The sequence below is a fragment of the Sphingomonas sp. FW306-1B-B10E genome, assembly GCF_058782005.1.
Map to the genome: position 1 here is coordinate 12,989 of NZ_JBYSXG010000056.1, position 18,011 is coordinate 30,999.

Sequence of the window (18,011 nt, forward strand, 5' to 3'; positions counted from 1 at the left end):
GGGCGCCGGTACGATGCCGCGGCCGCACGCACAGGTGAAAATTGGTACGTGGAATCTCCATCGGTCCGGGTGAAGTCGCAGGCTATCTCGGCCAGCTTCGCAACGGGTTCGAAGCGCTTGGGGTGCCGTGCGAGCATTTCCTCTATATCCCCCCGCACAAGTTCAACTACCAGGTTCCCGACTATTTCCTGAAATCCACCTTTGACTCCTGGATGCGCAAGGCGGCGCGGGGCGGCGCCTGGCGCCTGCTGGCTCGTTTCGCCGACAAGGCCATCCGGCTGATCGGCTTTGTCCACGCGCTCCGGCATTATGATGTCTTTGTCTTCTCCGGCTACGGCTCGTTTTTCAGGTTCCTCGAGCTTCCTCTTCTGAAGCTTCTCGGCAAGCGGACGATCGTCATCTTCCTCGGATCCGACGCCCGCCCGCCCTATCTCAGCGGCAAGCATCTCGACGATCACCACGGCGCTTTCAATCCGCGCACGATCGCCGCGGAGACACGCGCCATTCGCAAACTGATGGCGCGCGTGGAACGCTATGCCACCGTGATCGTCAATCACACCGGTACGGCACAATTTTCGACCAGACCCTTTGTCCGCCTGTCGGAGATCGGCGTACCGATGCCAGTCCCGCCTTCCGCATTGGCAGGGGAAGCCGCGCCCAGGGCAGACGATGCGCCGGTCCGCATCCTGCACGCGCCTTCGCGGCCTGTCGCCAAGGGCACCTACGAGGTGCGCAAAGCTGTGGCGCAGATGCACGAGGAGGGGATCGCCGTCGAGCTGATCGAACTGATCGGCGTGGCTAACAGCGAGGTGCTGCGGCAGTTGCGCACCTGTGACATCGTTGTCGACGAGCTCTATTCCGACATGCCGTTGGCGACCTTCGGAGCGGAAGCTGCGGCCTTCGGCAAGCCCGCGATCGTGGGCAGCCTCTATGTCGCGCAATATGGGAACGACAACCCCAACCAGAAGCCAGCGCCGACGGTATTCATCGATCCCGAATCATTTGAAACGGAGCTCAGGCGACTGGTGGCGGACGCAACGTTGCGCCGTCGCGAAGGCGCGCGCGCGCATGCGTTTCTCCTGGCGAACTGGACTCCTGAAAAGGTGGCCGCGCGTGTCTTGCGCCTGGCCGAGGGCAACATTCCCGAGAGCTGGATCGCCGATCCGGACTCGATCGATTATGTCGGCGGATGGGGCCTCTCCAGCGCTGCGTGGCGCGAGCAGATGAAACATTATCTCGCGGAAGTGAGCGAAGCCGGGCTGGGCCTGTCAGATCGGCCAAGGCTGCGGCGCCGGATTCTGGATGCGGTGGCAGGCGCTTCCATAGCATGATGCGCCGTTTCGCTCGGGACGCGGTACTCTATTCGCTTCCCACCTTCATGGCACGCGCCGTGGGCATCATCCTGCTGCCCATCTACGCGCGCCATCTTGGGCCAGCGGACATGGGCTTCGTCGAATATGTGGCGGCGATGTCGGTCTTCGCGTTGCTGCTGATCCCGCTGGAGATCAATCAGGCGATGGCCAGGCTCCTCCCGGAAGCCGAGGATCCCGAACGTCAGAAATCGATAATCTATTCGACCATCGCATTTACGGCCTGGACCTTCCTCGCTGCCTCGGTGTTGCTGTATGTTCTGCGGGCGCCGCTGTTTCGCGCCGCCGGAATTCCGCTGAGTTATCTGCCCTATACGATCGCCGTGCTGATCTACCTGGCCACGCTGGCCTGGGTGTCCACACTCCAGACGCAGTTCCGCTATCTGCAGAAGGCGACGGCAGCGGTGACGATGAACATCGCGATCATCGCTCTCAATCTCGTCACCGTGATCCTCTTCTCGCTCGACGGGCTGACGATCGGCGAATATTTCGTCTCGCAGATCGCCAGCAACTGCATCGGTGCGGTGCTGGCCACGCTATTCCTCACCCGCGCATTCGGGCGCCCCTGGGTCATTCCACATCCCGCGGTCACACGCGAGATGTTGCGCTATTCGTCGCCTATCGTCATCTCCTCGTTCGGCGTTGCACTGTCGCTTGGGCTCGATCGGCTCCTGATTGGCCGATATGCCGGGCTCGTAGAACTCGGCTATTATGGCGTAGCTGCCAAGTTCGGTTCGATTGCGGCAATGGCCTTCACCGTCGCCAGCTCGGCAATGACTCCGATCGTCTATCGGTCGCACGGCGACGAGGCCACGAAAAAGCTCGTCGCGCGGCTCTTCCATCTCACGGCTGCGCTTTGCATCGTTATCATGGCACTGCTTTCGGTAGCCTCGCTGCCGCTGGTCACTTTCCTGGCGGGGCCCCGGTTCGCGGCGGCCGCACCGTTCGTGTTCTTCCTGATTCTGTCGTCAACGCTGTCGAACATGTACATATTCTTCATGGGGATCGACATTGCCAAGGACACCCGGCTCATCAGCAGGATCAATCTGTCGATGGGCGCATTGAGCGCAGTCGCCAGCTTTGCGCTGGTTCCGGTCTTCGGCGTGTGGGGCGCGATCGCCTCCGCGACGATGGCGGCGGTGCTGCGGCTAAGTCTTTACATCCGTTTCAGTCAGCGGCTATATCGCCTGCCCGTCAGGATCGTCCTGCCTTTCTCGATCATCGCGGTGCTCACCGTCCTCAATGTGGTGCGGCTGTTGTGACGCCGTCGCACGCATTTCCTCGTCAGCTTGGGACCTAATATGAAAGTGGTAACCGTAGTCGGTGCCCGACCGCAGTTCATCAAGGCCGCTGTCGTTTCGCGTGCATTTGCGGAACACGGCGCTGTTACTGAAGTGATGGTGCATACGGGTCAGCACTTCGACGCCAACATGTCGGACGTTTTCTTCCAAGATCTCGCCATCCCGCAGCCGCGGCATCATCTGGGGATCGGAGGAGGGCGCCACGGCCAGAATACGGGCCGCATGATCGAAGCGATTGAGGCTGTCTTGCTTGACGAGGCTCCAGACCAGGTGCTCGTCTACGGCGATACCGATTCAACCTTGGCGAGCGCAGTCGCGGCGGCCAAGCTGCTGATCCCGATCGTACATGTCGAGGCCGGGCTGCGCTCGTTCAATCGTGCGATGCCCGAGGAGATCAATCGCGTATTGACCGATCATTGCTCGACCCTGCTGTTCGCCCCGTCGCAAGCGGCGATGCAGAATCTGGCGCGCGAAGGGGTCGATCCTGCCACGTGCCATTTGGTAGGCGACGTGATGTACGATGCAGCGCTGCATTTCGCGCCGGCTGCCCAGGCGCGCAGCGCGGCGCTGCTTGCCGATATCGGCGTTGTGCGGGGCGAATATGTGCTCTGTACTACTCACCGTAAGGAGAATGTCGACGATGCTGCTCGCCTGCGCGGGATCGTGGCCGGTCTCGCAGCGAGCGGGCGTGTCGTCGTCCTGCCGCTGCATCCGCGTACTCGCGGGCGGCTAGCGGAATTCGGAGTCGATCTGCCGGCCAATGTCCGAGTGATCGACCCGGTCGGCTATCTCGAGATGATCACACTGGAGAGCAATGCTGCGGTAATCGTGACCGATAGCGGCGGGGTTCAGAAGGAGGCATTCTTCCACGGTGTGCCCTGCGTCACGCTACGCGAGGAGACCGAGTGGCTCGAACTCGTCGAGGCTGGGGTAAACCGGCTGGTGGGCACGGATCCCGCGGAAATAACGGCGGCCATCGTGCAGCACGTCGATCCCGCCGCCTTTGCTACCGATCTTTATGGCGGCGGCATCGCCTCGCGTCGAATTGTCGCCACGCTTCTTGAAGACGACAGGTCCGGCGCAACGGCTCAGGGCTGACCGATGAGCGACAACCGGATCCTGATCCTGAGCTTTCTCGAGCCTTGGTCGATCGGCCCGGGTCAGGGTGCGCCCAGCCTGTACGAAACGCTGGCAGGTTATGCGCGGGCCGGCTGGCAGGTCGACTACGTGACTTTCTGGAAGCGTCCGGTGCTCGGCGTGGCGCACGAGCGCTCGGTGGACATCGATATAAAAGGCGTCCAGGTCCATCGGTTCAAAATCCCCCGCCTGGGTTGGCTGCCGGCCAGGGTTCAGGCCAAATTGGACCGCCTGTTGTTCTTCCCGCTGCTCGCGCTACCTACCACCCTGCGCCTGCTCCGCACGCAGCGTCCGGCAATCTTCTACGCCTACGAAGCATCCGCGATCATCACCGCAGCGTTGACGCGCCTGATGCGGCGCAAGCGGGAATTGCGCGTCCACCGCATCCAGGGCGTGTTTGTGTACAGTTCGCACAAGAACCTGCTCCACATGCTTCGCAAGCTCGAGGAGTTTCTGGCGCTGGCCTTGCCTGCAGATGCCTATATCATGACTAATGACGGCACTAAGGGCGACGAAGTTTGGCAGTACTGGAATCGTTCGGCAACCGCCGAGCGGCTGCTGCATATCCGTAACGGAATCGGCGCGGCGCTGATGGCGCCCAAGGCGGACCGCGAGGTCGCTCTGGCACATTTCGGGCTGGATCCCTCCCACAGCCATATTCTGATGCTGAGCCGGCTCAATCCACTCAAGCGGATCGACCGAGGTATTCGTGCCACGGCCCGGCTGCGCGATAGCCACCCGAACGCGCGGTTGCTCATTGCGGGTGACGGCGAGCACCGCGCGGGACTTGAGGCGTTGGCGCGCGAGCTTGGCATATCCGACCGGGTGCATTTTCTTGGCCCGCTCGAGCGTTCCGAGGTGGCGCTCGCACTAAGCGGTGCGGACATCTTCCTTTCGCTTTACGACCTCAGCAATTGCGGCAATCCGCTGTTCGAGGCGCTGATCAATCGCATGCCGATCGTGACGCTCGACAATGGCGCGACCGGCACTGTAATCGCCGACGGCGTCAACGGCCGGCTTCTTCCCGTTGACGATAGTGAAGCGCTTCATAGTGCGCTAACGACGCTGCTCGACGATCCGGGCGAGCGCGAACGTCTGCGGGAGGGCGCGGGAGCCTGGGCAGGCGAAAATCTCGTTCCGTGGTCGGAGCGTATGCATCGGGAACTGAGTTGGCTGTCACCCAAAATCATCCGATAGCGATCGAGCACGCTGCGGGTCGGGAGGGGCACGAAAGCGACGGCTTTCTGCACCTGCTTCTATTCTATTACGGTCTTCTGCCGGTTGCGGACATCGTTTCCGGCGCTTTGACGACCTACACGACCATCACCTGGTTCGCGATCGCGTATAAAGCGGGTGCGATCTTCCTGCTGCTGGTCTTCCTGATCGCCGGCCGAATACACAAAGGCTATGCCGCGCTCGCACTGAGCGTCACGGTGCTTCTGATCGTGGGCGCAGGAGTGCGCCAGTCGTTCGGGCTGGGAAGTGCGGCCGAAGATATGCTGTATATCGCCCGTGGCCCGATATTGCTCAACGCCATACTGATCGTACTGCTCTTTCTCAACATCCACGCTGTCGACCGGCTCGCCCGAGTTTACTTTATTGCGACATGGCTCTCGACGACCTTGTCCGTGCTTGTCTCTGACAGTTTGGGAATTTCGCTTACGAGCTATGGTGCCGCCGACTATGGTTCCAAAGGATTCTATCAGGCGGCGAACGAAGTGACCCTAACTTTCGTACTGTCCTGGTGGTATCTTCAGATAAGAATGGCGGATAATTGGTGGAAGAGCGCCCTTCTGCTACTGATGACCATTTTCCTGATCTATACGCTTGGAACGAAATCGGGCTTCGTGGTCATGCCCATTCTGGCGCTATGGTATGTGGGCCGGTGGTTAAACTTCAACTGGTTCGTCAATCTAGTAATGTTCTTAATGGTTGCGGCGCTGGTTATCTCATTTGCAGACACCATCTTTCTGGCGGTGCTGCCGTTTCTCAAGGCGGCCGAAGCCTCGACATTCTTCATCAGCACCTATGGTGTCAATTCGACCCTGACCGGCGGACGATTCGCCGATCTCGACATCATCATCATGACCATACAGAGCTTCAGCCTGACCGAGCTGATCTTTGGCATAGGTTTCTCGAACTTCTGGTTCGAGATTGCCGGAAAGTCGGTCGAATCGGATCTGATCGATACGCTCGGCGGCGGCGGCATCATCTTCGCGGGTTGGTTCTACGGCGTCTTGATATGGGGGTATATGTGCAGCAAGACGCTGTCGGCTCGCCAGGTGAAGGTAGACACGGCCTGGGCCTTCGTGTTCGTCGCCGTCATACTCTATTCGGTCTTCGTGGGCCACGTCGCCTTCGCGGCGACGCCGCTCGTGACGGTCGGAATGTTCCTGGCCTTGGCATATAAGGAGCAGTCGCGTGAAAATCGCGATCGTTCCCTCCTGGTATAGCAGCGATCGGGCGCCGGCGCGGGGGAGCTTCGTCAGGGAACAGGCAGTCGCGCTTGCGCGCCGCGGGCACGACGTAAGCGTCATCGTTTTCGACCGTGATGCGCCTGGGCCGGTGCTGCGCGCACGGCGCAGCGTCGAGGACGGTCTCCCGCACGTGCGGATCGCAGTGCCGTGGCCCTGGCATCGCGTGCTGGGCTTCTACGCACCTTCGATTCCGTCGCGCCGGCTGGCGCAGATCCTTCGAGCAGAGCAACCGGATGTGGTCCATGCGCATGCCGTCCGTCCGGCGGGTGTAATCACCAGTCTGGCTTTGGCCGGGAGCTCCGTCCCCTGGTGTCTGACCGAGCATTCAGGTCCGCTGGACGCCTTCTGGTGGACCGCGCACGGGCATCGGATGATAAACCGTGCCTATGCCGACGCGAGGAGGCTTTTTGGCGTCTCGGCTAGCCTAGTGCGAGACATGAAGCATTACTTCCCGAACGGCGCGGCCAACGCGGAGGTTCTTTATAACGGGATCGACACCAGCTTGTTTTGTCGGACCTCCCCGGATTTCAGCAGCAGCTCGCAGATCCACCTGCTGTTTGTCGGGAGTTTAACCGCGGGAAAGGGTGTTTCGGATTTGCTTCAGGCTGTTCGACTGCTGCCGGAGGGCCTGGACTGGTGTCTTTCCCTCGTCGGCCTGGGCCCGCAGGAGCAAGCCCTGCGAGCCCAGGCCCGTAGCCTGCATATCGAAGACCGGCTAGTATGGCACGGGTCGGTCTCTCGTGCGGCAATGCCGGCCATTTATGCACGGCATGACATGCTGGTTGTGCCTAGCCTGGCCGAGACCTTCAGTCTGGTCTCGGCTGAAGCGCTCGCCTGTGGCCTTCCTGTCGTGGCCACGCGTTGCGGGGGGCCGGAGGAAGTACTGGGCCCATTGTCACTGCCTCTCGTCGCTCCGGGCGATCCGATCGCGTTGAGTCGGGCTATCCTCGACATGGCGGGCAAGCTATCGGCCTTTGATCGGGAAGCGGCGACTAGCAGCATCGAGCGACGCTTTTCCATGACGACACTCGCAGCCAGGCTCGAGGCGATTTACGCGGGCATGATCCAGGAGTCGGAATAGCATGTGCGGTATTGCGGGCCAGGCTGGTCCTGCTGCGTCGAGGGCGGGCACTGCGAAGATGGCGGACGCGATTCGGCACCGCGGACCTGATGGTTACGGCTTTTGGGAAGGTCCGAACGTCGCGCTCGCGCATCGGCGATTGTCGATCATCGATATCGCTGGCGGCGCCCAGCCGATGCATTCGGCGTCCGAACGCTGGACACTGATCTACAACGGTGAACTCTACAACTACCGCGAACTGCGGAACGGGCCGCTGGCCGATTATTCCTACCAGACGCAATCTGACACCGAAGTGATCCTGGCTGCTCTGGATCGGTGGGGTGAGGCTGGACTGGCCCGATTGAACGGCATGTTCGCGATCGCTGCCTATGATCACCTGAATCGGCGGCTTCTGCTTGCGCGGGACGCGCAAGGAATCAAGCCGCTTTATTATGCGACCTTGGCCGACGGCTCTTGTGCCTTCGCATCGGAGGTTGGCGCCCTGCAAGGCGCCGGCTGTGTCCCGGCCGTCGATGAAGCGGCATTGGATACGTTCCTTGATATTCGCTTCGTGCCGGGTCCGGCGACGCTGTTTCGAGGTGTGCGGAAGCTGAAGCCGGGGCACCTGATCTGGATCGATGAAGCGGGCGCGGTGTCGGAGCAGCGGATGTTTGCCAATGCAGCTCCGCCGATCGACCGTGCCACGCCGCGTCTAGCTCGCGCGACGATCATAGGCGATGCCCTTCTGAAGGCGGTCGAGAGTCAGTTGGTGGCCGACGTGCCTGTTGGAATCCTTCTGTCTGGCGGCGTGGATTCTGCGGTCGTGGCCGCAGCCGCAGTGCGTGCGGGAGGGAAAATCGACACCTTCTGTGTCGGCTATGCCCAAGACCATTGGTCCAACGAGTTCGCTGAGGCCCGCGAGACGGCGCGCCTTCTCGGCACGGACCATCATGAGCTGCACATCGACGCGGATGCAGCAATCAACGGAATGCGGGCATTGATTCGCCATCTCGAAGAGCCCGTCGTCACCACCTCGCTATTCAGCTATTTCCTACTTTGTGAGGCAGTCGCCAAACACCGCAAGGTGGTGCTCAGCGGCCAGGGCGCGGACGAGCCGTGGGGCGGCTATGGACGGCATCGGGTCGCTGCGTTGCGGGGCGCGCTGACCCCGTTTGGGTCCGTGGTGCCCAAGCGTCTGCCTGTTCTCGGCCGATTTCAGGATAGCTGGTCCCGCCTCCGGGCGGTCATGCAGCCCGGGACTGAGGCCGAATCCTGGTCACGGCTGCACATGCTGTTCGACGATTCTGACCGGGCGTGGATCCGCGGCGGTTCGACACCAGGTGCAGCGGGCGCTGCGGCCTTGGAGCCGCTCCGAGAAATCTTACCGCACGAAAGCACCTTTCTCGAGCGCTTGCTGGCGATGGAAACGCGGTCCAGCCTACCCGACAATCTGCTGATGCTCGGCGACAAGCTGTCAATGGCTTGGGGTCTGGAGGTTCGCGTTCCGCTCCTTGATCGCGACTATCTCCGACTTGTCGAGCAGACCCCTGGAAAGTGGCGCCGGGGGGGGCGCCTCGCCGGCACGGGCAAATTGCTGCACAAGCAAGTCAGTCGCGCGCTGCTGCCAGGAGAGATAGTCGATCGCCCGAAGAAGGGCTTTCAGAGCCCGATTGCGGCATGGTTGCGGGATCATCTGGGCCACCATGTTGCAGAGATGGTCGAGCGACCCCGCTCATTCACACGGACCTACCTCGATGTCGCGGCTGCCCGTTCACTGCTGGACCGGCATAGGGCCGCCCGCAGTGGCAGTCTCGAGCGTCAACTCTTCGCGCTGTGGGTCCTTGAAGAGTGGAACATCGCCTATCTGCTGGGGGAAGCGTGATTCCCGGTGTGCAGACATTCACCGTACTGGGTTGCCCGTGCATTGCATTTCCAAACGCAGAGGAGGTCAAGAAGGCGCTTGGCGAGCTCGTTTCTGGCGGGGGCGGCGGCTATTCGGTGGCGATCAACGCGGAGAAGATCCAGCGCTTCGAGCGCGACAGCGCTTTGAGGGCCGTCATCGATGGCGCTGTTCTACCTGTTGCAGACGGCGCAGGTGCGGTGCTCGGCTTGCGCATGCTTCATGGCGTGCGTGCTGCCAAGATCGACCTGCCGCGCATGCTTCTCGAGGCCAGCGACGCGGGCGGGTGGCGCTTGTTCGTTGGTGGCGCTTCCGAGCAGACCAATGAGGGCGCGGCGCGGACCATAGCCGCCCGGTATCCAGGCATCCGCATCGTGGGGCGGCTAAACGGGTATGTGGGCGAGGAAGAGCTAAGTGCGGCCGTCGCAGAGGCCCGACCGCAGGTGATGATGCTGGCGATGGGATCGCCGCGTCAGGAGCTGGTCGCAGCCAGGATTATCCGGGCGGTGCCCGACGTCTTTATCGTGGGCTGTGGGGGGGCGCTGGACATTCTGGCCGGCACCAAGCGGCGTGCGCCTCGGTTCATGGTCGAGAACAATCTGGAATGGCTGTATCGGTTGTATAAGGAGCCGTCACGCTGGCGACGTCAGCTGGTTCTTCCCCAATATATGATGCGCCTGGTGGGGGAGGTTGCTCGCCGGTCACGGGCCTAGGTTGAGAACCTATTCATTTACTTGATTCGCTGCACGAACATGCAGCTGCTTTGAGTTCGGGCGGGAGGGCGTGATGCCGAATCATCTGCTTTGGCTATCAGATAGGCTTGGGCGGAGATAGAGCCCCATCTTCCGCATAGGCGGCTGGGAAGCCGCGGGTGACGATCGGGGCGATCTCGGGCATTTTGCCTGTGTGCAAGATCGGGTCCGATGGCGTGACGTACTGCTGCGTACGGTCCACCGACGACGATCTACAATCGCTACAATCGCGGGCCGGGCATGGCATCTGGGAGATTGTTCGAGAAAATCGTGGCATCGGGATCGGTGCCCGCCGAGCTGTCGATCGATAGCGGCCATGTAAAAGCACACCATTCGGCAGCAGGCGCAAAAAGGGGAGTGGCGCGAAGCGATCGGCCGCTCGCGCGGTGGCAGGACCTGCAAGATCCATTGCCTGGCCCATGAACGCGGCAGACCGGTGCCCTCGCGCTGACGCCGGGCAACATCGTCGACATCTCCATGGCGATCGCTGCGGCAGGCCGCCAAAACAGCCCGCCGCCTACTCGCCGACAAAGCCTACGATGCCGACAGCCTGCGCAACTTGCTCAGGCAGCACCGCATCAATCGGAACCCGTCGAACCCCACACTCGCTCGACAAGCGTGTCTATCGGCGCGGGAACGTCATCGAACGCCTGTTCTGCCGCCTCAAGAACTGGCGTTGCATTGCAACTCGATAAGATCGACACGCCGCAAACTACCTCGCCGCCATCGCTCTCGTCGCCGCCATCGCTCTCGTCGCCGTCCTCGCCGAGTGGATCAAATGAGCCCTCAACCTAGGAGGCGGCGATGACGGCGGCAATTCCACATTGCTCATGACGATCACGGCAGCTATGCGACCGGTTCGGTGATCATGACACCACTTCTTCGAGGGTTCCCCAATGACTTCGAGTGTTGATGCGCCATTTTTCGCGCATGCCTCTTCGCATGTGTCGGCCCAAGCGCGTATCGGTGATGGAACGAAGATATGGATCAATGTCCAAATCCGTGAAGCCGTCGAGATCGGCCGAGACTGCATCTTGTCCAAGGATGTTTACATCGATCACGGAGTCCGGATCGGGAGCCGCACCAAGATCCAGAACAGCGTCTCTGTCTACAATGGCGTGACGATCGGCGACGATGTGTTCGTCGGCCCGAATGTCACGTTCACCAATGATCGCGTTCCGCGCGCCTTCAACACCGACTGGAAGGTCGCTCCGACGGTTCTCAAGGACGGGTGCTCGATCGGGGCGAATGCTACGTTGGTCTGCGGCATCACGATCGGCGAGTTCGCCATGGTTGCCGCCGGCAGCGTCGTTACGCGCGACGTTGAACCCTACACGCTCGTTATGGGCAGCCCGGCCAGATTCGTCTCGAAAATCGATCGGGCCGGCAACAAGATCGGGAGCAGCGACGAATGACACGGATGGCGCCAGTGAAAGTCGGGCTTCTTGGCCTTGGCAAGATGGGGCAGAACCATCTGCGCGTGCTGTCGCTCATGAAGGATGTCGAGTTGGTTTTCGTCCACGACATAGACGACGCCAAGGCCGCGCGCGCCTCGGAAACCCACGGTGCAGCCTGGTCTCCGGATCTCGACAGCTTGTTGCCTCTGGCCGAGGCGGTCGTGATCTGCACGCCGACGAGCACGCACGCCGAGTACGTCCGCAGAGTTGCACTGTTCGTTCGCAAGATTTTCGTCGAAAAGCCGCTGGCTCACTCGCTCGAGGATACGGTGGAGCTGGCGACATTTGCGAGAACCGAAGGCATCGATATCCAGATTGGATTTATCGAGCGCTACAATCCGGCGGTGCAGCAGCTCGCTGCGATCTTGGCGAAGTCGGATCAGGTCATCAGTGTCGACTTCGCTCGCACCAACAAGCTGAGCGCACGTATCACCGATGTGGACGTGGTCACCGATCTCATGATCCATGATATTGATCTGGCATTGTATCTGAACGGCCCCGTTGCCGACGTCTCGGCCCACGGGCTCGCCGACGGGCCCATGATCAATTTCGCCTCTGCAATGCTAACGCACGAAAATGGGCGGTTCTCGCGTATTCAGGCCAGCCGGGTCACCGAAAAGAAGATGCGGATGATCCAGGCGACCTGCGTGGACATGTTCATCAATTGCGAATTGCTTCGCAAGGAACTGCTCATCAATCGGCAATCGGAAATCCGTCAGAATGAGGGTGAGCCATACACCATCAGTGCCCTGGAGCAGACGGTGGAGGTGCCGTCACAGGAAGCTTTGTTGAGCGAATTGCAGAGCTTCATGGCGCGGTGCCGTGGCAATGCTGACGCGGCGGGTGCGGGCGTCGACGCTGCGGTGGATGCTGCACGGATCTGCGAGCGTATTCAGTCGGAGATTTTAAAGTGACGTCGCGTCCTTCGATCTCGGGAAGCGGTGTCCTCGTCACCGGCGGGGCAGGGTTTATCGGTAGCCATCTGGTGGATCGCCTGTTGCGCGATGGTGCGCGTGAGGTTGTCTGCATCGACAATCTCTTCACAGGCAGCGAGGCTAATCTCGGCGATGCGTTGGCGACCGGTCGCGTCAGCTTTTATCGCGATGATGCGGAGTTCCCGCGCAGCCTCGGCTACGTCTTCGATAGGCATGATATCGACATCGTCTTCAACTGTGCAACCAAGGCGCTGAACTACTCATTCGCCAATCCGGCGAATGCGTTCGATACGAACGTGACGGTGACGTTGAATCTGCTGGAATTGCAGCGGAAGAACCGATTTCGCACGCTTTGCCATTTTTCGACATCCGAGGTTTATGGCACGGCCGTGTACGAGCCGATGGACGAATATCACCCCCGCAATCCGACCACGACCTATGCCGCAGGTAAGGCCGCGGCGGATCTGGCGGTGGAAAGCTACGTACGCATGTTCGGGCTCGATGCCTTCATCGTGCGGCCGTTCAACAATTATGGACCGCGCCAGAACCACAGCGGCCCATTGGCCGGGATCATCCCGATCACGGCTCGTCGCATTTTGACCGGTGGCACGCCGGAGATTCATGGCGATGGCCTGCAAAGCCGCGACTTCATCTATGTACTCGACACCGTAGATGCGGTGATCAAGCTCTACGACAAACTGCCGATGGGAGACGCGGTCAACATCTCTACCGACAACCAGATTGGCATCGGCGAGCTGGTTGAACTTATCTGTGAACAGCTCGAGTATGGCCAGGCGATTACGCGCAAGCCGGGTCGCCCCTCTGACGTGCTGTGCCATAACGCCAGCAATGCGAAGGTACGGAGTTTGATCGACTACAACCTTACTCCGTTCGATCGGGGGTTGGCGCTGACGCTTGATTACTATCGCGATGTGTTTGGAGCCGCCTGATGACCGAAATCCGGCTGATGCGTCCCTATTTTGGATATGACGAGGTTGAGACGGAATTCCGTGCCGTGTTCGAAAGCGGGATGTTCACGCGCGGCGAGCATGTGCGTGCCTTCGTTTCGGAGCTAGCCTCCTACACAGGTGCTCGCCACGCCGCCTTGATGACGTCGGCCACGACGGCCCTGTGGATGTGTCTCCGTCTGCTGGATGTCGGGCCAGGCGACGAAGTGGCGGTAGCGGACTTTTCTTTTCCCGCGACTGCCAATGTGGTCGAGGATCTGGGTGCGACCCCGATTTTCGTTGATGTGTCGCTCGATACCTTCAACATGTCTGCGCAGGATCTTGCCGCCAAGATCGGGCCTGCGACCAAGGCCGTGATCTTTGTCGATGCATTGGGCAATCCCACGGGCCTCCATGCGATAAAGCAGGTGTGTGAGGCGCACGGCATTCCTTTGATCGAGGATGCTGCTTGCGCCATCGGAAGCTCTGAGCGCGGGCGTAAATGCGGCTCGATCGCGGACCTGACGTGCTTCAGCTTTCATCCTCGAAAGCTCCTGAACACGGGGGAAGGCGGGGCGATCACCACCGACAGCGATGCGTGGGCAGAATGGCTGCGGGTCAAGCTGATGCATGGCGCTGACGGGATGCGCGGGGCTGGCCTGGATTTCGTCGAATTCGGCTATAATTTTCGGCTGCCCGAGTTGCAGGCGATCATGGGACGCAAGCAATTGGTCAAGCTGGACGGGATCATCGATCAACGCAACCAAGTGCGCGATGCTCTCATCGAACGTCTTGCACCGCTCGGCTTCACGCCGCAGCGCGTAGCGGAGGATGTGTGCTACAATGTTCAATCCCTCGTGTTTCGCGTGCCGGCAGGCGTGGATCGCGACGGGCTGGTAATTGCGCTGAAGGAACAGGGGGTCGAGACCACCCTGGGCACCTATTGTCTGAGCGGCACCACTTATTTTCGTCGGCGATACAACAACGTGCAGCCCAACGCCGCGGAGTTGGAGGCAACTACCCTGACGCTGCCCTGCTATGATGAAGTTCCGGTAGATCGGGTGGCGGACGCGATTCGAAAGATATTAGGGTGAGCATGCCGCGACTGGCATTTCTAGGTAGCAAGCGTAGTGGTCTGAAGGCCTTGTCCCGCCTCGTTGAGGTAATGCCGCCCAAGAGCGTGAGCATGATCCTCTGTCCCGACGACCGGACGGATGACAGGTCGGTGCTGGGCGAATTCGAGGCGGCGGGCGCGCGCTATGATATTCCGCTGCACGTAGGCTTACGCAAAGCAGATATATTGTCGCTGCTAAGGCAGTCGGAAGTGGCGATCGCGGTCGTCCACGGCTGGTACCAGTTGATTCCTGTCAACGACATCCCGGAAGTGACTTTCCTCGGATTTCACTACTCTCCGCTGCCCGAATTCCGTGGTAATGCCCCCCTAGTCTGGCAGATCCTTTCTGGCCGGTCCGAAATCGGGGTCAGCTTCTTCCAGTTGACCGACGGTATGGACGATGGCCCGCTGGTCGATCAGCGGACCGCGGCGCTCGGGCCCAACGAAACGATCAATCATGCGCTGACGAAGGCCGATGCCTTGGTGATCGACATGATCGACGGTTTTGCGGCTTCCTTGCGTACCGAGGGGCTGAAGTTGCTGCCCCAGCCGGAGCGCGCGGCCAGCTATTGCGGACTTCGGCTTCCTGAAGATGGCGGAATCGACTGGCACTGGGATGCGCAGCGCATCCACGATTTCGTGCGTGCCCAAACCGCGCCTTACCCGGGCGCCTATACCCACTTGGCCGACAAGACCCCTTTGATCATCTGGTCGTCTGAGGTCGAACCGGATCACTATATGGGCGTTCCCGGGGCCGTCGCGGCGATCCGCGATGATCATGTCGTGGTTACCGCCGGACGCGGAGCTGTTCGGCTCTATCGTGTCCAGGCAGGAGAGGGCGACCGCGTGTCAGCGGTCACGGTCCTGAAGTCGCTTCGAACCAGGTTGATTTGACATGATGACGCCGAGCCCTTCTCCGCTTCCCGCCGACCTCCGGGTCTGCAGCCGCTGCATCTATGATGAGCGAGTGAATGGGATCACCTTTGATACGCAGGGCGTGTGCAACTTCTGCCATCAGGTTGACATGCTGAAGGCGGAGTTCGGTACCGCCACGCAGACCGGAGACGAAAAACTCAAGAAGATCATAGAGCAGATCAAAAAGGCCGGCCGCCGCAAGAAGTATGACTGCATCATCGGCGTCAGCGGTGGTACGGACTCGTCCTATATGCTCCACCTTGCGAAGGAGTGGGGCCTGCGCCCGTTAGCAGTCCACTATGATAACACCTGGAACACGGCGATTGCGACGGAAAACATCCGTAAGATGTTGTCCTCACTGGACATAGATTTGTATACGCACGTTGTGGATAACAAAGAGGCCGACGATATATTTCGCTCGTTCTTCCTTGCCGACGTAGCCGAGATCGAGGCTTCGACCGACCTGGCGCTCGCCGAGGTGATGTATCGGGCTGCCTGGAAATACGGCGTCCGCTACGTTCTTGAAGGGCATAGCTTTGTGACCGAAGGGATCACGCCCGTCGGACGAAATTATTTCGACGGAAAATACATCCAGAGCATTCATCGCCAGTTCGGCCGGAAGAAGATGTCCTCCTATCCGCTGATGACGTTCGCCCGGATGCTATGGTGGACAGCGGCGGCACGTATCCGAAAGATCCGGCCGTTTTGGTATATGGATTACTCGAAAGAGCAGGCGAAGGCGTTTCTTCAGCAGCGGTACGGATGGAAATATTACGGCGGCCATCATCTGGAGAACCGGATGTCCGCTTTTCTTCATAGTGTCTATCTTCCGGGGAAGTTTGCCACCGATATGCGCAACAATACGCTATCTGCCTTGGCGAGAAATGGCGACGTGTCGCGCGAGGAGGCGTGGCTGGAATATAGTATCCCGCCGCACGTCGAAGAAGAACTGATCCCGTATTTCCAGAAACGCATCGGGCTCAGCGAAGCCGAGTTCAATCAAATCATGGCCCGCCCGGCTCGTACATGGCAGGAGTTTGGAACGTACAAGAGGCGCTTCGAAAGGCTTCGGCCATTGTTCAAAGTGCTTGCGAAGGCCAATCTGGTGCCAACCAGCTTCTATCTGAAATATTGTTTCCCGACAAAGCCCGCGAACTGATGATCAGCATCATAGACTATGGCGTCGGTAACCTCGGCTCCATCCGCAACATGCTCAAGCGCGTCGGCTCGGCAGCTGAGATCGTCTCGACAGTTTCGGAGATTGAGGCAGCGAACAAGCTGCTGCTCCCCGGCGTCGGCGCGTTCGATAACGCGATGCAGCACCTCGAAGAGCGCGGCCTGCGGGCGGTGCTTAATTATAAAGCTCTCGAAGAACGGGTTCCAATACTCGGCATCTGTCTGGGAATGCAGTTGCTGACAGAGGGTAGCGACGAAGGGCGGTTGCCTGGTCTCGGATGGATCAAGGGGCGGACGCTGCGTATTCCGCCCGCAGCCGGACTCAAGGTTCCGCACATGGGGTGGGATGTTGTGTCGTCACTGCGGAGCAGCCCTTTAACCGTCGACCTGCCTCAGGACGCGCGCTTCTATTTCGCGCATAGCTATTGCGTTCAGGCCGCCGATCCGTCGGACGTCATCCTGCGCGGCAAACACGGTATCGCTTTTGATGCCGTGATCCAGCACCGGAATATCTATGGTGCACAATTTCATCCGGAGAAAAGTCACCGGTTCGGCAAGCATCTGCTCGCCAACTTCGCGAGGTTGTAATGCTCAGAGTCCGGGTTATTCCTGCTTTGCTGCTGCGCGGCGAAAGCCTGGTCAAAACGAGGAGGTTTGGGAAGTTCACCTATGTCGGTGATCCCTGTAACACGGTTCGTATTTTCAATGAGCTTGAAGTCGACGAATTGGTGTTCCTCGACATCGATGCCTCCAGGAACGGGAAGGCGCCGGACGTCGCCCTTCTTTCCGACATCGCAGACGAATGTTTCATGCCGCTCAGTTATGGCGGCGGCATTCGGTCAATTGAAGATGCGAAGCGGATCTTCGACGCCGGTTTCGAGAAGGTCATACTCAATACGAGTGCACTGGCAGATCCCGGCCTGATTTCGGAAATCGCCGGGCGCTATGGCAGTCAAGCAGTGATCGTGTCGATCGACGTGAAGCGCGATCTGCTGGGACGTGAGCGTGTGTGGTCGGTAGGCGCACGACGAGCGAGTTCCATGTCCGCCGATGAGTGGGCGCGAGAGGTCGAGCGCCGGGGAGCGGGGGAAATTCTGCTGACCGCAGTGGAGCGCGAAGGCAGCTGGAAGGGGTTCGACATCCCGCTGACCCGCCGCGTAGCCGAGGCCGTCGAGATTCCGGTGATAGCACATGGCGGCGCCGGCAGCATCGATGACATCGCCGCTGTTGTACATCAGGGCGGCGCCTCGGCAGTAGCAGTGGGCAGCTTGGTCGTTTTCCAGAAGCGAGGGATGGGTGTGCTCGTCAATTTCCCTGACGAGGATCAACTGCGATCCGCGCTGACACCGGAGATCTGAGGGGCGTTCATCGGCATGGACCTGATCTGAGGTCTAGTGCGGCGCTTCCGCCAGACTCGTCTGCGGCCCGACCTGAGGACGCTCCGGACCGTTCTGTTGAAGGATGTGACGT

At 60.4% G+C, this 18,011-nt stretch carries 16 protein-coding genes; all 16 read left to right on the forward strand.

From position 1 onward, the window contains the following. Positions 1-41 precede the first annotated feature (41 nt). The gene (locus AC3WJI_RS17875; RefSeq protein WP_492758644.1) at positions 42-1,331 is read left to right on the forward strand and encodes a glycosyltransferase; all 1,290 of its coding nucleotides are present in this window, start codon (positions 42-44) and stop codon (positions 1,329-1,331) included. Beyond that, positions 1,328-2,632, forward strand: coding sequence for an oligosaccharide flippase family protein (locus tag AC3WJI_RS17880; RefSeq protein WP_492758645.1), 1,305 nt, complete (start codon positions 1,328-1,330; stop codon positions 2,630-2,632). The genes AC3WJI_RS17875 and AC3WJI_RS17880 overlap by 4 nt, the downstream gene beginning before the upstream one ends. Positions 2,633-2,671: 39 nt before the next feature. Then, positions 2,672-3,769 (forward strand): non-hydrolyzing UDP-N-acetylglucosamine 2-epimerase, encoded by a 1,098-nt coding sequence (gene wecB / locus AC3WJI_RS17885; protein WP_492758646.1) that lies wholly within the window; start codon positions 2,672-2,674, stop codon positions 3,767-3,769. 3 nt (positions 3,770-3,772) lie between these two features. Next, entirely contained in the window at positions 3,773-5,005 is a 1,233-nt protein-coding gene (locus tag AC3WJI_RS17890) for a glycosyltransferase family 4 protein (protein ID WP_492758647.1), read from the forward strand. Next, positions 4,978-6,261 (forward strand): O-antigen ligase family protein, encoded by a 1,284-nt coding sequence (locus AC3WJI_RS17895; RefSeq protein ID WP_492758648.1) that lies wholly within the window; start codon positions 4,978-4,980, stop codon positions 6,259-6,261. Before AC3WJI_RS17890 ends, AC3WJI_RS17895 begins: the two co-directional genes overlap by 28 nt. Then, entirely contained in the window at positions 6,230-7,366 is a 1,137-nt protein-coding gene (locus AC3WJI_RS17900) for a glycosyltransferase (protein ID WP_492758649.1), read from the forward strand. The genes AC3WJI_RS17895 and AC3WJI_RS17900 overlap by 32 nt, the downstream gene beginning before the upstream one ends. Before the next feature lies 1 nt (position 7,367). Further along, positions 7,368-9,227, forward strand: coding sequence for an asparagine synthase (glutamine-hydrolyzing) (gene asnB / locus AC3WJI_RS17905; RefSeq protein ID WP_492758650.1), 1,860 nt, complete (start codon positions 7,368-7,370; stop codon positions 9,225-9,227). Further along, entirely contained in the window at positions 9,224-9,958 is a 735-nt protein-coding gene (locus tag AC3WJI_RS17910; protein WP_492758651.1) for a WecB/TagA/CpsF family glycosyltransferase, read from the forward strand. Before asnB ends, AC3WJI_RS17910 begins: the two co-directional genes overlap by 4 nt. 935 nt (positions 9,959-10,893) lie before the next feature. Further along, positions 10,894-11,412 carry an acyltransferase gene (locus tag AC3WJI_RS17915; protein ID WP_492758652.1) on the forward strand — a complete coding sequence of 173 codons (519 nt, stop codon included), beginning with the start codon at positions 10,894-10,896 and terminating at the stop codon, positions 11,410-11,412. Next, the gene (locus tag AC3WJI_RS17920; protein WP_492758653.1) at positions 11,409-12,368 is read left to right on the forward strand and encodes a Gfo/Idh/MocA family protein; all 960 of its coding nucleotides are present in this window, start codon (positions 11,409-11,411) and stop codon (positions 12,366-12,368) included. The genes AC3WJI_RS17915 and AC3WJI_RS17920 overlap by 4 nt, the downstream gene beginning before the upstream one ends. Further along, the gene (locus AC3WJI_RS17925; protein ID WP_492758654.1) at positions 12,365-13,339 is read left to right on the forward strand and encodes a dTDP-glucose 4,6-dehydratase; all 975 of its coding nucleotides are present in this window, start codon (positions 12,365-12,367) and stop codon (positions 13,337-13,339) included. The genes AC3WJI_RS17920 and AC3WJI_RS17925 overlap by 4 nt, the downstream gene beginning before the upstream one ends. Beyond that, positions 13,339-14,430, forward strand: a complete 1,092-nt coding sequence (locus tag AC3WJI_RS17930; RefSeq protein ID WP_492758655.1) for a DegT/DnrJ/EryC1/StrS family aminotransferase — start codon at positions 13,339-13,341, stop codon at positions 14,428-14,430. Before AC3WJI_RS17925 ends, AC3WJI_RS17930 begins: the two co-directional genes overlap by 1 nt. Positions 14,431-14,522: 92 nt before the next feature. Next, positions 14,523-15,344, forward strand: coding sequence for a methionyl-tRNA formyltransferase (locus tag AC3WJI_RS17935; RefSeq protein ID WP_492758659.1), 822 nt, complete (start codon positions 14,523-14,525; stop codon positions 15,342-15,344). A 1-nt stretch (position 15,345) separates the two neighbouring features. Further along, a complete protein-coding gene (locus AC3WJI_RS17940) occupies positions 15,346-16,524 on the forward strand; it encodes an N-acetyl sugar amidotransferase (protein WP_492758656.1) in 1,179 nt (392 codons plus the stop codon). Next, entirely contained in the window at positions 16,524-17,129 is a 606-nt protein-coding gene (gene hisH / locus AC3WJI_RS17945) for an imidazole glycerol phosphate synthase subunit HisH (RefSeq protein WP_492758657.1), read from the forward strand. The genes AC3WJI_RS17940 and hisH overlap by 1 nt, the downstream gene beginning before the upstream one ends. Further along, the gene (locus tag AC3WJI_RS17950; RefSeq protein ID WP_492758658.1) at positions 17,129-17,899 is read left to right on the forward strand and encodes an AglZ/HisF2 family acetamidino modification protein; all 771 of its coding nucleotides are present in this window, start codon (positions 17,129-17,131) and stop codon (positions 17,897-17,899) included. The genes hisH and AC3WJI_RS17950 overlap by 1 nt, the downstream gene beginning before the upstream one ends. Positions 17,900-18,011 lie beyond the last annotated feature (112 nt).

What these genes read in the sequence shown, in the direction of transcription:
- AC3WJI_RS17920 (WP_492758653.1), top strand. Translation starts at nt 11,409, where the DNA reads ATGACACGGATGGCGCCAGTGAAAGTCGGGCTTCTTGGCCTTGGCAAG.
- AC3WJI_RS17950 (WP_492758658.1), top strand. Translation starts at nt 17,129, where the DNA reads ATGCTCAGAGTCCGGGTTATTCCTGCTTTGCTGCTGCGCGGCGAAAGC.
- AC3WJI_RS17880 (WP_492758645.1), top strand. Translation starts at nt 1,328, where the DNA reads ATGATGCGCCGTTTCGCTCGGGACGCGGTACTCTATTCGCTTCCCACC.
- wecB (WP_492758646.1), top strand. Translation starts at nt 2,672, where the DNA reads ATGAAAGTGGTAACCGTAGTCGGTGCCCGACCGCAGTTCATCAAGGCC.
- hisH (WP_492758657.1), top strand. Translation starts at nt 16,524, where the DNA reads ATGATCAGCATCATAGACTATGGCGTCGGTAACCTCGGCTCCATCCGC.
- asnB (WP_492758650.1), top strand. Translation starts at nt 7,368, where the DNA reads ATGTGCGGTATTGCGGGCCAGGCTGGTCCTGCTGCGTCGAGGGCGGGC.
- AC3WJI_RS17915 (WP_492758652.1), top strand. Translation starts at nt 10,894, where the DNA reads ATGACTTCGAGTGTTGATGCGCCATTTTTCGCGCATGCCTCTTCGCAT.
- AC3WJI_RS17935 (WP_492758659.1), top strand. Translation starts at nt 14,523, where the DNA reads ATGATCCTCTGTCCCGACGACCGGACGGATGACAGGTCGGTGCTGGGC.
- AC3WJI_RS17930 (WP_492758655.1), top strand. Translation starts at nt 13,339, where the DNA reads ATGACCGAAATCCGGCTGATGCGTCCCTATTTTGGATATGACGAGGTT.
- AC3WJI_RS17940 (WP_492758656.1), top strand. Translation starts at nt 15,346, where the DNA reads ATGATGACGCCGAGCCCTTCTCCGCTTCCCGCCGACCTCCGGGTCTGC.
- AC3WJI_RS17890 (WP_492758647.1), top strand. Translation starts at nt 3,773, where the DNA reads ATGAGCGACAACCGGATCCTGATCCTGAGCTTTCTCGAGCCTTGGTCG.